General features: G+C 67.5%; 12 protein-coding genes. 7 read left to right on the top strand and 5 right to left on the bottom strand.

Annotation, left to right across the window (positions count from 1 at the left end):
• The first annotated feature begins 36 nt into the window (after window positions 1-36).
• Genes mca through KKR91_RS04710 form a run of 3 tightly spaced genes read left to right on the top strand, consistent with a single transcriptional unit; the run spans window position 37 to window position 3,537 of the window.
• Window positions 37-966 (top strand): mycothiol conjugate amidase Mca, encoded by a 930-nt coding sequence (mca, locus tag KKR91_RS04700; RefSeq protein WP_237687490.1) that lies wholly within the window; start codon window positions 37-39, stop codon window positions 964-966.
• A gap of 48 nt (window positions 967-1,014) precedes the next feature.
• The gene (locus KKR91_RS04705) at window positions 1,015-1,329 is read left to right on the top strand and encodes a hypothetical protein (protein WP_420481422.1); all 315 of its coding nucleotides are present in this window, start codon (window positions 1,015-1,017) and stop codon (window positions 1,327-1,329) included.
• A 9-nt stretch (window positions 1,330-1,338) separates the two neighbouring features.
• Complete coding sequence (locus tag KKR91_RS04710) at window positions 1,339-3,537, top strand: thioredoxin domain-containing protein (protein WP_210230275.1); 2,199 nt, start codon at window positions 1,339-1,341, stop codon at window positions 3,535-3,537.
• A gap of 2 nt (window positions 3,538-3,539) precedes the next feature.
• On the opposite strand, the gene trhA is transcribed toward KKR91_RS04710, so the two are convergent.
• Window positions 3,540-4,280: a PAQR family membrane homeostasis protein TrhA gene (gene trhA, locus KKR91_RS04715; protein WP_210230278.1), complete on the bottom strand. Its 741-nt coding sequence runs from the start codon at window positions 4,278-4,280 to the stop codon at window positions 3,540-3,542.
• Window positions 4,281-4,453: 173 nt separating this feature from the next.
• On the opposite strand from trhA, the gene KKR91_RS04720 reads away from it, so the two are divergent.
• Window positions 4,454-5,215 (top strand): isoprenyl transferase, encoded by a 762-nt coding sequence (locus tag KKR91_RS04720; RefSeq protein WP_210230280.1) that lies wholly within the window; start codon window positions 4,454-4,456, stop codon window positions 5,213-5,215.
• Between the two features lie 214 nt (window positions 5,216-5,429).
• Window positions 5,430-6,746 carry a PhoH family protein gene (locus KKR91_RS04725; protein ID WP_237686676.1) on the top strand — a complete coding sequence of 439 codons (1,317 nt, stop codon included), beginning with the start codon at window positions 5,430-5,432 and terminating at the stop codon, window positions 6,744-6,746.
• A 26-nt stretch (window positions 6,747-6,772) separates the two neighbouring features.
• Here the strand turns inward: KKR91_RS04725 and KKR91_RS04730 are convergent, their stop codons facing one another.
• On the bottom strand, window positions 6,773-7,597 hold the full coding sequence (locus tag KKR91_RS04730) for a DUF1206 domain-containing protein (RefSeq protein WP_210230282.1): 825 nt from the start codon (window positions 7,595-7,597) through the stop codon (window positions 6,773-6,775).
• A gap of 106 nt (window positions 7,598-7,703) precedes the next feature.
• Between KKR91_RS04730 and KKR91_RS04735 the strand changes: the two genes are divergently transcribed.
• Together KKR91_RS04735 and KKR91_RS04740 are read left to right on the top strand one after the other, a co-directional pair.
• Window positions 7,704-8,216, top strand: coding sequence for a prepilin peptidase (locus KKR91_RS04735; RefSeq protein WP_210230766.1), 513 nt, complete (start codon window positions 7,704-7,706; stop codon window positions 8,214-8,216).
• 4 nt (window positions 8,217-8,220) lie between these two features.
• The gene (locus KKR91_RS04740) at window positions 8,221-8,691 is read left to right on the top strand and encodes an NUDIX hydrolase (protein ID WP_210230284.1); all 471 of its coding nucleotides are present in this window, start codon (window positions 8,221-8,223) and stop codon (window positions 8,689-8,691) included.
• Window positions 8,692-8,776: 85 nt separating this feature from the next.
• On the opposite strand, the gene KKR91_RS04745 is transcribed toward KKR91_RS04740, so the two are convergent.
• The 3 genes from KKR91_RS04745 to KKR91_RS04755 all read right to left on the bottom strand — a co-directional run bounded on the left by KKR91_RS04745 (window position 8,777) and on the right by KKR91_RS04755 (window position 12,749).
• Window positions 8,777-10,501: an MDR family MFS transporter gene (locus KKR91_RS04745; protein WP_210230286.1), complete on the bottom strand. Its 1,725-nt coding sequence runs from the start codon at window positions 10,499-10,501 to the stop codon at window positions 8,777-8,779.
• Window positions 10,498-11,163, bottom strand: coding sequence for a TetR/AcrR family transcriptional regulator (locus tag KKR91_RS04750; protein WP_237687491.1), 666 nt, complete (start codon window positions 11,161-11,163; stop codon window positions 10,498-10,500). Before KKR91_RS04750 ends, KKR91_RS04745 begins: the two co-directional genes overlap by 4 nt.
• A 164-nt stretch (window positions 11,164-11,327) precedes the next feature.
• Window positions 11,328-12,749, bottom strand: a complete 1,422-nt coding sequence (locus KKR91_RS04755; protein ID WP_210230288.1) for a class II fumarate hydratase — start codon at window positions 12,747-12,749, stop codon at window positions 11,328-11,330.
• Between the last annotated feature and the right edge of the window lie 66 nt (window positions 12,750-12,815).

Raw genomic sequence — 12,815 nt, forward strand, 5'->3', positions numbered from 1 at the left:
CCGTCTGATTTCCGCCGACCTCTCAGGAGCCGCTTCGTGCCGACCGCCCCAACTGACAATTCCCCTGCCCGGGAGCCGCTGCGCCTGCTGGCCGTCCACGCCCATCCGGATGACGAGGCCAGCAAGGGTGCGGCCACCATGGCCGCCTACGCGGCGCAGGGTGTCGAAGTCATGGTGGCCACCTGCACCGGCGGGGAGCGCGGCAGCGTGCTGAACCCGGCCATGGAGTCCAATGCCGGGGCCAAACGGGACCTTGCCGGGCTGCGGCGCACGGAGATGGCCAACGCCCGCAGGGAACTGAACGTGCAGCACCGGTGGCTGGGCTTCATGGACTCGGGTCTTCCCGAGGGGGACCCGCTGCCGGACCTGCCCTTCGGCTGCTTTGCCCTGGAACCCCTGTCCCATGCAGCGGCGCCGCTGGTCAGGCTCGTGCGCCGGTTCCGTCCGCACGTGATCATCAGCTACGACGAGAACGGCGGCTATCCGCACCCGGACCACATCATGGCGCACAAGGTGGCAGTTGAAGCCTTCGAAGCTGCCGGGGATCCGGACCGGTATCCGGGCACCGGGGCGGCCTGGGAGCCGTTGAAGCTCTACTATGACCGCGCGTTCAACCCCGAACGGTTCCGGGCGCTGCACGATGCGCTCATTGAGGCAGGTCTGTCCTCTCCTTACGCGGAGCGGATCGCTGCATGGGCTGAAACCGACACCGAGGGACACCAGCCTCCGGCACCGACCCATCCGACCACCACCCAGATTCAGTGTGGCGACTTTTTCGAGGCCCGCGACCGTGCGCTGAAGAGCCACCGGACGCAGGTTGACCCTGACGGCTTCTTTTTCGCCGTCAACGCCGACTCCCAGCGCAAGGTCTGGCCGTGGGAAGACTATTCGCTGATTATGTCCAGGGTTCAGACCGAGCTCCCGGAGACAGACCTCTTTGCCGGTATCCGCGCTGGTTTAGGATAGGGGGCAGGGACGGCGTAAAGCTGCCTGCTGCCAAGAGAGAGAAAACCCGTGAACTTCCTGTACAGCCTGCCCTCGCTCGTTAACCCAGGCGGAATGGAGGAAGACGAGCTGAAATCCGGTGTCGGTATCGCCGACGTGACACCGGGCCTGCTGGGCTTCCTGGCTACCGCCTTCCTGGTGCTGGTTGTGGTGTTCCTCATCCGCGATATGGTCAAGCGCATCCGCCGTGTCCGTTACCGTGAGCAGGCGCTGACCGGTGTGGGAACCGACGTGTTTATTCCCAGCGCCGAGGAGCCCGGCGCGCTCTCCAAGGAGCCGGCAGCCGGCGACGACGCACGGCCCGGCCGCACCGAACGCGGCTAGGGGCACCTGATGGCCGGGAGACTGGGCAACGAGGCTTCGGCCTACCTGCGCCAGCATGCCGGCAATCCCGTGGACTGGTGGCCCTTCGGCGACGAGGCCTTTGCCGAAGCGCGCCGGCGGAACGTGCCGGTGTTCGTGTCCATCGGCTACGCCGCCTGCCACTGGTGCCACGTCATGGCCCACGAGTCCTTTGAAGACCCGGCCACGGCCGAATACCTCAACCAGAACTTCGTTTCCATCAAGGTGGACCGCGAGGAACGTCCCGACGTCGATGCCGTGTACATGGCGGCCACCCAGGCCATGACCGGACAGGGCGGCTGGCCGATGAGCGTTTTCACCCTGCCGGACGGCCGGACGTTTTACGCGGGGACCTATTTCTCGCCCCGGCGGGTCCAGGGCTTGCCCTCCTTCCCGGATGTGCTGGAGGCGGTGTCCTCCGCCTACCGGGACCGGCCTGCCGAAGTCGAACAGAGCGCCGCCCAGCTGGCCACGCATCTGGCCTCCGCACAGCAGGGCAACCGGCGTCTCCTTGGACCGCTTACGGACAGTGCTGCTGCCGGCATGGTCCCGGCCCCGGACCTGGCCACTGGTTCCGGGGGCGGGACGGACGGCGGCGTTCTGTCCGCCGCCGTGGAGACCCTGGCAGGACTGGAAGACCGGCAGTTCGGCGGCTTCGGCGGGGCTCCCAAGTTCCCGCCTTCCACCACCCTGCGCTTCCTGCTCGCCCACGCACGCAGCGATGCCTCCACGGCAGCCGAAGCCGCTGCGCTGGCGGACCGCACCCTGGGCGCAATGGCCCGCAGCGCGCTCTACGACCAGCTGGAGGGCGGGTTTGCCCGCTACACGGTTGATCGGCGGTGGGCAGTGCCGCACTTTGAAAAGATGCTCTACGACAACGCCCAGTTGCTGGGGCTGTACGCGCAGTGGGCCCGCACGGCCGGCTCCGCCGAGGACCGCAGGCTCGCCCTGCGGGTGACCCGGGAGACCGCCGGATGGCTGGTCGACCGGCTGCGCGTGGACGGCGGCGGCCTGGCTTCGTCCCTGGATGCCGACACGATCGAAAACGGCCACCGGGTGGAGGGCGGCACCTACGTCTGGACCCTCGCCCAGCTGCGCGAGGTCCTGGGTGCTGCCGCCGGCGGGGTGGAGGAGCTGCTGGACCTGCAGGCCGGCAATCTGGGCGCCCACGGAGGGAAGCCCGGCCCCGACGGCGTCTTCGGCTCCACCCTGCACTTCGGGCGTCCGCTGGATCCGGCCGGGGAGGACCTGTGGCTCGGCATCCGTGCCGAGCTGCTGGCTGCCCGTAACCGGCGCCCCCAGCCGGAGCGGGACTCGAAAGTGGTGGCCGGCTGGAACGGGCTGGCGGTGGCTTCGCTGGCTGCCGCCGCCGTCGTGCTTGGCGACGCCGGCGAGCAGGATGCCGCACGGCGCGCCCGGCAGGCCGCAGAGGACGCGGCCGGCTACCTGCTGCGCGTGCACCGGACCGGTACCACCCTGCGGCGGGTCTCCCACAACGGCAGCGCCCAGGGCATCGAGGGCCTGCTGGAGGACTATGCCGGCGTGGCCGAGGGGCTGTTCGCGCTGTATGCGGCCACCGGCAACGAGGACTGGTACACCGCGGCGGAGTCGCTGGTCCGCTCCGCCCAGGAGCGCTTCCTCTCGGCAGGCGTGCTGCAGGACACCGCCATCCGGCCAAACCAGCTCGCCAATGCGCAGGGTGCCCAAGGGGCCGCGGACCCGATGGACGGTCCCGCCCCCAGCGGAACGGCGCTCTTCGCCGGTGTGCTCCTGACCTACTCCGCTTACTCCGGGTCGCTGCAGCACCGGGCCCTGGCGCAGCGGCTGCTCGCCCACGTCGAGATAGTGGCGCCCCGGGCGCCGCAGGCGGTGGGCTGGGCTTTGTCCGTCCTGCAGGCCCTCCAAGACGGTCCGCGCGAACTGGCGGTGACCGGAACCGACGCCGCCAGCGTTCACGGACTGCTGCGCAGCGCGCGCGACGCCGCAGGCCCGGTTCCGGTTCTCGCGTTCCGGATAACGCCGGAGGGTGACGGGAAGGACGGCATCGGGACGGCCGGGACCCGAGTGCCCTTGTTGGAGGGCCGGGAACCGGGATCAAAGCCCGCCGTGGCCTACCTCTGCCGGGGGATGGTGTGCCGGCGCCCGGTGACCAGCGCGCAGGAGCTTACCGAGCTGCTAGCCGAAGGCTGAGGCTACGCGGCGGGCACCGAGAGCACTGCGAGCAGGATGGCAATGTAGTGGCAGGCAAAGCCGGCCAGGGTGAAGGCATGGAAGATCTCATGGAACCCGAACCAGTCCAGTGACGGATTCGGCTTCTTCAGGGCGTAGATCACGGCACCGGCTATGTACATGGCGCCGCCTACACAGACGAGCACCGCTGCGGCGGGATTCACGGTCAGGAAATCCGGAATGTAGACGAGCGCGGCAAGGCCGAGGGCAATGTAGACCGGGGTGTAGAGCCAGCGCGGGGCATTGAGCCACACCAGCCGGAAGAGGACCCCGGCCACCGCCCCGCCCCAGATGAACCAGAGCAGGACTTCGGCTTTTTCCGGGGGCAGCAGGGCCCAGGCCAGCGGCGTGTACGAGCCGGCAATCACCAGCATGATGTTCGTGTGGTCCAGGCGCTTGAGAATCCGCTTGACCTTGGGGGACCAGTTGCCCCGGTGGTAGACCGCCGAAACGCCAAACAGCAGGACTCCGGTGACAGCATAAACGGTGGAAGCAATGCGGGTGCCGGTGGTCGGCGCCAGGGCTATCAGGACTATGCCGGCGGCCAGGACCAGCGGGGTGGCCCCGGCATGCAGCCAGCCACGGAATTTCGGTTTGATATCCAGGATGTCCGCAACGTGCTCGACGGCGGATTCCACCGGTCCGGGAGCGTTCCGTGAGGTGGGATTCCGCTCTGCCGGGGCGGACGACGATGAAGAAGCCATGTAAAAAATCCTAACCTACGCAACGGTAGGTTACGGAGCGGCGAGCTGCCCCCGCAGCCCCGGAAAACCCGCCGCGCACGATCGGTGCGTATTTTGGGAATACACTTTTTAGTGCGCCACCCGCTCCCGGGTCGCGTTACCCCGGCACAGAGGACAGGCAGGTGCGGCTCCGCATGAGGTTCCCGGGCGTTGTGTATGCCTACTACGAGCGCAAGCTGCGCCGCAGCCTCAGCACGGACCGCATTCCCGGACACATCGGCGTCATGGTGGACGGCAACCGGCGCTGGGCAAAGCTCGCCGGTGCGCCCACTGCCGACGGGCACCAGGCCGGCGCAGACAAGATCCTGGAATTCCTTGGCTGGTGCCAGGAACTGGGCGTGCGCCGGGTAACGCTGTACATGCTCTCCACCGACAACCTGAACCGGGATCCGGACGAGCTTGATCCCCTGCTGGACATCATCGGCAACACCCTGGACCGGCTGGGGGAGAAGGGGGACCTGCGGGTCAACGCCGTTGGCGCCCTGGACATCCTGCCGGCCGATCTCAGCCGGAAACTCAACGCGCTCGGGGCCAGCACCGCGGACGCCGAAGGCCTGCACGTCAACGTAGCCATCGGCTACGGCGGACGACGGGAAATCGTGGACGCCGTCAAAGAACTCCTGAACGACGCAGCCGCGCACGGCAAGACCATAGCCGAAATCACCGACGAGCTGTGCGACACCCAGATCTCCGAGTATCTCTATACCCGCGGCCAGCCCGATCCGGAACTGGTGATCCGCACCTCCGGCGAGCAGCGGCTGTCCGGATTCCTGATGTGGCAGAGCGCCTACAGCGAGTTCTATTTCTGCGAGGCACTCTGGCCGGACTTCCGCCGCGTGGACTTCCTGCGCGCGTTGCGCGACTACGCGTCCCGGCAGCGCCGCTTCGGATCCTGATTTCCCGGCACTTGGCCTAAGTTCCCGGTACCCCGCACAAAACGGAACTGTGTCCTGCAGCGGGCAAAGCCCGACCCGGCGTACCTTGGTGCTATTGATCACCCGCACCTATCCGGGGCAGCGCCCCTGAGTGGAGTTTCCCGTGGCTGTGCCTTCTTCCCCGCGAACTTCCCCGCGAACCTCTCCCGAACCCCGTCCGGCACCGGATCCGGCCCTGCAAGGACCGGGCGCCGGGGACGCTCCGGCCGGGTTTGTGCTGGACACCTCGGTGCTGCTTTCGGATCCGAGGGCGGTGCTGCGGTTCGCCGAACACGAGGTGATCCTTCCGCTGGTGGTGATCACCGAACTGGAAAAGAAACGCCACGATCCGGAACTGGGCTATTTCGCCCGCGCCGCCCTGCGCCTGCTCGACGACCTGCGCGCCGAACACGGCGGGCTGGGCGCCCCCGTTCCGCTGGGCGACTCCGGCGGAACCCTGCGGGTGGAGCTGAACCATGTATCGCTGGACGTGCTTCCCCACGGAATCCGCGGCGTCGACAATGACAGCCGTATCCTCGCCGTCGCCCGGGCCCTGGCGGATGAGGGGCGGAACATCACCGTGGTCTCCAAGGACCTGCCGATGCGGGTCAAGGCCTCGGCCGTGGGCCTGCGGGCCGAGGAATACCGTTCCGGCCTGGTCCGGGACACCGGCTGGACCGGCGTCGTGGAACTGGACGTCACGGACGCCGACGTCGACGGCCTGTACGAACACCGTCCGGTCTTCATTCCCGGGGCTGCAGAACAGCCGGTGAACACCGGAGTGGTCCTGGTCTCCGGCCGGGGCTCGGCGCTGGGCCGGGTCGGGGCGGACAAACAGGTGCGGCTGGTCCGCGGCGACCGCGAGGTGTTTGGCCTGCACGGGCGCTCCGCAGAGCAGCGGCTGGCCATTGACCTGCTGATGGATCCGGCGGTGGGGATCGTGTCGCTGGGCGGCCGGGCGGGCACCGGCAAGTCCGCGTTGGCATTGTGTGCGGGGCTGGAGGCGGTGCTGGAGCGCCGCGAGCACCGCAAGGTGGTGGTGTTCCGCCCGCTCTATGCAGTGGGCGGCCAGGAGCTGGGCTACCTGCCGGGCAGCGAAGCGGAGAAGATGGGGCCCTGGGGCCAGGCCGTGTTCGACACGCTGGAGGCGCTGGTCTCCAAGGAAGTGGTGGAGGAGATCCTGGACCGCGGCATGCTTGAGGTCCTGCCGCTCACGCATATCCGGGGCAGGTCGCTGCATGACTCCTTCGTGATCGTGGACGAGGCCCAGTCGCTGGAGAAGAACGTCCTGCTGACCGTGCTGTCCCGGATCGGGCAGAACTCACGCGTGGTGCTGACCCACGACATCGCGCAGCGCGACAATCTGCGGGTGGGCCGCCATGACGGGGTTGCCGCCGTCGTCGAAACCCTGAAGGGCCATCCGCTCTTCGGCCACATCACCCTGACCCGGTCCGAGCGCTCGCCGATTGCCGCGCTGGTCACGGAACTGCTGGAGGAGGGCCAGATCGGCTAAGGCCGGCTGCCCGCTACATCTGCCCGCTACATCCGGCCGTAGCGGGCCCGGACCAGGGCAAAAGCGCCGTAGCAGATCAGCCCTGTAGCGATCACAGCGACAATGTATGGCCCGTCCGGAGCCGCCAGCAGCCGTTTGAGGCTGCCGTCCAGCCCGGTGGATTCTCCGGGGCTGTTGTGGAGGGCAGCAAAAATGAACAACCCGCCGGCCAGGATCAGGGCGATGCCCTTCGCGACGTGCCCGGTGACGCCAAGGACTTCAATGGCTTGTCCCCGGCGCGTGCCGGCGAAGTGCCGGAGTTCGCTCCGGAACTTGCGGCGCGCACCCTTATAGATGAAGTACACGCCGATGCCCAGGATGAGCAGGCCGACGGCGGTAAGCGCGGGCCGGCCTGCAGGCGAGGCGAGGACTGTGGAACTGAAATGCGCGGTGGAATCCCCGGAGTCCCTGCCCCGGCCCCGGGCGAAGGCGGCGAAGGTCGCCGCGACGCTGCCGTAGATCAGCACCAGTGACCCGGAGGAAACCGCCTTGGTGAGGCGGGTCCCGGCCGGTTTCCGGCGCACGCGCACGGTCGCCTCGCCGAGTTGCCGCAATGCCAGCGCGGCGCAGGCGGCGCACCCGCCCCACATGAGGGCCGGCCCGGCCGCGGACGCGGCCAGCGGTCCGAGGGCGCCGCTGGTGTCAGCATCGCCGTACCGGCCGAAAACCAGGCGCAGCGCAATGAAGCCGATGAGGATGTGCAGCAGGGCCATCACAGCGAAACCGGCCCGGGCCAGGAAATCCAGGCTGTCATTGTTGGAGGCCCGTTCCAGGGCCTCGGCCGGGCTCCCGGCGGCAGTGTCGTCGGCCATGGGGCCAGTGTATTCCGGTGGTTGCCAGCGGATCAGCAGCAGTTCCGTTATCCACAGGGCTGCCTGGCCGGGCACCGCGCGTTTTGCTGTGGCGTACCGTGTTCCCATGGTGGGGGTCCTGGGGGAATATCATGCGGCAGGCGGTGCTGCTTTCTGGCTGCTGGGTCTGGCAGCCGCGTACTTCCTGGTCCTCGCGGTCCGGCTGGCAGTCGTTGACGCCCTGACGCACCGCCTGCCGGACCGGATGGTGCTGCCGGCTTATCCGGCAGCGGCGCTGCTGCTCGGCACGGCCGCCCTGGCCGCGGGAGACCCGGCCAGGATCGCGCCGATGGCCGCAGCGGGAGCCGCGCTCTGGATGGCGTACTTCCTGCTGCGCCTGGGCAACCCGGCAGGACTTGGCTTCGGCGACGTCAAACTGGCCGGGGTACTGGGCCTGTACCTGGGATTTCTCGGCTGGGAATTCGTGCTGGCCGGCACCTTTGCCGCGTTCCTGCTTGGCGGCGGGTGGGGCGTGTGGCTGATCCTGTCCCGGCGGGGAACCGCCAGGACGAGCATCGCCTTCGGGCCGTTCATGCTCGCCGGTGCCGGGCTGGCGATGGTGCTGCCTGGCCTACAGTAGGAGCATGCCCACGCCAGATTTTGTCCTGTCCCTGCGCGAGAAGATCGGCCACGAACTGCTCTGGCTCCCGGGGATCACCGCCGTCGTCTTCAATGAGGAGGAGCAGGTGCTGCTGGCGCAGCGGGCGGACAACGGCCGCTGGACCCTTGTCACGGGCATGCTGGAACCGGGGGAGGAACCCGCCGCCGGTGCCCTGCGCGAAGTGGAGGAAGAGACCGGTGTGACCGCCCGGATCGAATACCTGATCCATGTCGGCTCGCACGGGCCCATAACCTTCCCCAACGGCGACGAGTGTTCCTTCCTCAACGTGGCCTTCCGCTGCCGCTATGTCTCCGGAACAGCCCGGGTGAACGACGACGAATCCGTGGATGTCCGCTGGTTCCCCCTGGACGCGCTGCCGCCGCTGAGCGAACGCCACACCATGCTGTTGGACCTGGCCCTGGAGGCCGACGGCGTTCCCTCCTTTGACCACTGAAGGCCGGTTCACCGGTTAAACAGCCCCGGCCCCCTGCTCCCGGAAGAGGAGCAGGGGGCCGGAGCAGGGGAGTGGCGACGCGGAACTATCCGGCGTCGTTGTTACGGGTTGACTGCGGGGTTGGCTGCGGGCTGCCGGGGTCATTTGCGGGCCTATCAAGCGCATCCGGAGCCGGCGCTGGCTCAGCGGGATCCGAGGCTGTCTTCGCAGCGGCCAGCCGCTCAGACTCGAGCCGGTCGGCCTCCGGGCCTCCTACGGCTTCACCGCGGGCCACCATGCCCGCCACGTCGGAGAGCGGAATCTGCTTCAGGAACAGGGCCAGCACCAGGGCGATGACCAGGAACGGGATCAGGTACCAGAAGACCGGGGCCAGGGAGTCGGCGTAGGCGGTGACAATGCCGTCCCGGATCGGCTCCGGCAGGTCATTCATGACGGACGGCTGCAGGGTGGCGGTGGCCTCGCCGGCAGCGGCGGGGTCGAACCCGGCGGCGGTGAAGACCTCGTGCAGGTTCTCGGAGAGGCGCGTGGTGAACATGGCACCGAAGATGGCCACGCCCAGGGAGGCCCCCACTTCACGGAAGTAGTTGTTGGAAGAGGTGGCGGTGCCGATCTGGTCCACCGGTACGGAGTTCTGCACCACCAGGATGACCACCTGCATGATGTAGCCGAGGCCGGCGCCGAAGACGAACAGCTGCGCGCAGATCACCCAGACCGGGGTATCGGCGGAAAGCGTGGTCATCCACAGCATGGCCAGGATGACCAGCGCGGCGCCCATGATCGGGTACTTCTTGTAGGTCCCGTGCTTGGTGATGGCCAACCCGGAGTAGATCGAGGTGCCCATCATGCCGACCATCATCGGCAGCATCAGCAGGCCGGAGACGGCCGCGGAGGTGCCGGTGGACATCTGCAGGAAGGTCGGCACGAAGGCCAGGGCCGCGAACATACCCATGCCCAGGGTGAAGCCGATGGCGGTGCTGTTGACGAAGATCGGGTTCTTGAACAGGCTCATCGGAATGATCGGATCGGCCACCCGGTTTTCCACCATCACAAAGAGGGCTGCGGCAGCCAGCATGCCGGCGCCGAAGAGCAGGGTCATCGGGTCGGTCCAGCCGTAATCGTCGCGGCCGCCGAAGTCGGTGAAGAAGATCAGGCAGGTGGTGGCAATGGACAGCAGGACGACGCCGCCGATGTCGATGCGCTTGGTGGCCTTCTTGCTCGGCAGGGTCAGCGTGAAGAAAGCGATCAGGAACGCGATGATGCCGATCGGGATATTGATGTAGAAGGCCCACTGCCAGGTCATGTGATCCACGAAGAAACCGCCCAGCAGCGGTCCGGCCACGGCCGAGAGGCCGAAGATGCCGCCCAGCGGGCCGAGGTACTTGCCGCGCTGGTTGGCCGGCACGATATCGGCGATGATCGCCTGCGACAGGATCATCAGGCCGCCGCCGCCCAGGCCCTGGATCGCGCGGAAGATGACGAAGCCCCAGAAATCGGTGGCAAAGGCGCAGCCGACCGAAGCTGCGGTGAACAGCGCGATGGCAAACAGGAAGAGGTTGCGCCGGCCCAGCACATCGCCGAACTTGCCGTAGATCGGCATCACGATGGTGGTGGCCAGCAGATAGGCAGTGGTGATCCAGGTCTGGTGTTCGACGCCGCCCAGTTCGCCCACGATCGTGGGCATGGCGGTGGAGACGATGGTCTGGTCCAGGCTGGCGAGCAGCATGCCTGCGATCAGGGCGGAGAAGATGATCCAGATGCGTTTCTGGGTCAGCAGCAGCGGCTCGGAGGCGCGCGCGGCGGTAGCGGTCATGAAATGTCCTTGGCAGAGGTGGGAGGGGTGGAAGAGGCGAAGAGCTGCTGGAGGGCGGCGATGTGCTCCGTAAGGATGGATCGGTAGGAGCGGGTGTTCTCCGGATCAAAGAAGGCAGGTCCGGCGCGCTCGGTGAGGCAGGCGAAGAGGCCCAGTGCTGCCCCGACCCGGGGGTCGTCGGCAGGGATTCCTTCCCGGGCCGTCAGCAGTGCGGCGATTGCGTCCTCGGCATCCCGGGAGCCGTGCAGGACTTTCTGGAGCAGCCGGGGCTCGGCGGCCACCGCGTCCTTGAGCGCATTCATCTCCTGGCGGGAGATCGCCATGCGGTCCATCAGTGCAACCGCGAAGTCAGTGAAATCCGCCAGCAGGGTGGGTGAAAAGGTGCCCGGCGCGGAGCTGGCGCCGCCGGCGATGAACTTTTCGGCCAGGTCGGCCGGAATCTCATCGGCGGGGGAGCCAAGGATGGCATCTTCCTTGGCGGGGAAATAATTGAAGAACGTGCGGCGGGAAATGCCCACTTCCTCGCACAGCTCCTCGACGGTAAAGCCGCTCACGCCGCGAGCTGCCGTCAGGGTCCTGGCCGCCGTAATGATGGCGAGCTTGGTTGCCGTCCGTTTTCGCTCGCGGAGCCCGCAGCCGTCATCCGGTGCACTATTAGTCACGGAGTGTATATTTGCACCACCCTGGACATAGTGCAACTTAGGGGGGGGGTGGCAGTGCGGGGCGGGCCGACAATTTATGTGTGTGGACAGCGCAAAGGCGCCCGGCCTGACGGCCGGGCGCCTTTGCGCTGCGCAGGAAGCTGCGCAGCGGCAGTCTGCTGTGGCTAGGCCTGCGGGGGCTTGGTCATGGAGAGCACGTCCAGTGCCTTATCCAGCTGCTCCACGGTCAGCTCGCCGCGCTCCACGAAGCCGAGCTCTTCGACGGCCTGGCGGATGGTCTTGCCTTCCTTGACGGCGAACTTGGCGATCTTGGCGGCGTTCTCGTAGCCGATGAACTTGTTCAGCGGGGTCACGATCGAGGGGGAAGCCTCGGCCAGGTAACGGGCGCGCTCCACGTTCGCTTCGATGCCGTCAATCATCTTGTCGGCCATGATCCGGGAGGAGTTGGACAGCAGGCGGATGGATTCGAGCAGGTTCGAGGCAATGACGGGGATGCCGACATTGAGTTCGAAGTAGCCGAACGTACCGGCCCAGGCGATGGCGGCGTCGTTGCCGACCACCTGTGCGGCAACCTGCATCACGGCCTCGGAGATGACGGGGTTGACCTTGCCCGGCATGATCGAGGAGCCCGGCTGCAGGTCGGGGATGGCGATTTCGCCCAGGCCGGTGTTGGGGCCCGAACCCATCCAGCGCAGGTCGTTCGCGATCTTGGAGAAGGACACGGCGATGGTGCGCAGCATGCCGGAGACCTCAACGAGGGCGTCGCGGTTGGCCTGTGCCTCGAAGTGGTCGCGGGCTTCGGTCAGCGGCAGGCCGGTGTCGGCGGCCAGGATCTCGATGACGCGCTGCGGGAAACCGGCCGGGGTGTTGATGCCGGTGCCCACGGCGGTGCCGCCCAGGGGAACTTCGGCCACGCGCGGCAGGGAAGCCTGGACGCGCTCGATGCCGTAACGGACCTGCGCGGCGTAGCCGCCGAACTCCTGGCCCATGGTCACCGGGGTGGCGTCCATGAGGTGCGTGCGGCCGGACTTCACAACATCCTTGAACTCCACGGCCTTGCGCTCGAGCGAAAGCGCCAGGTAGTCCAGGGCGGGGATCAGGTTGTTGATCAGGGCGGAGGTCGCTGCGACGTGGACAGAGGTCGGGAACACGTCGTTGGAGGACTGCGAGGCGTTCACATGGTCGTTCGGGTGGACCGTGGTATCGCTCCCGGCGTCCTTGAGGGCGCGGGTGGCCAGCTCGGCCAGGACCTCGTTGGTGTTCATGTTGGAGGAGGTTCCGGATCCGGTCTGGAAGACGTCGATCGGGAACTGGTCGTCCAGGGAGCCGCCGGCCACCAGGTCGGCGGCCTTTTCGATGGCCCGGGCGCGCTCGTCGTCGAGCACTCCCAGTTCGGCGTTCGCGGTGGCCGCGGCCTTCTTGATCCGGGCCAGCGCTTCGATGTGAGCGCTGTCCAACGGCTTGCCGGAGATCGGGAAGTTCTCGACGGCGCGCTGGGTCTGGGCACGGTAGAGGGCGTTCACCGGGACGCGGACCTCGCCCATGGTGTCATGTTCGATGCGGAATTCAGGAGTGTCAGAAGTCATGCTCCCAACCCTAGTATCCGCAGCGCCCGGGCCGAAACCGGACGACGGCGCGTGGCGTCGCGCCGG

Source organism: Arthrobacter jiangjiafuii (assembly GCF_018622995.1).
Lineage (GTDB): Bacteria > Actinomycetota > Actinomycetes > Actinomycetales > Micrococcaceae > Arthrobacter_B > Arthrobacter_B jiangjiafuii.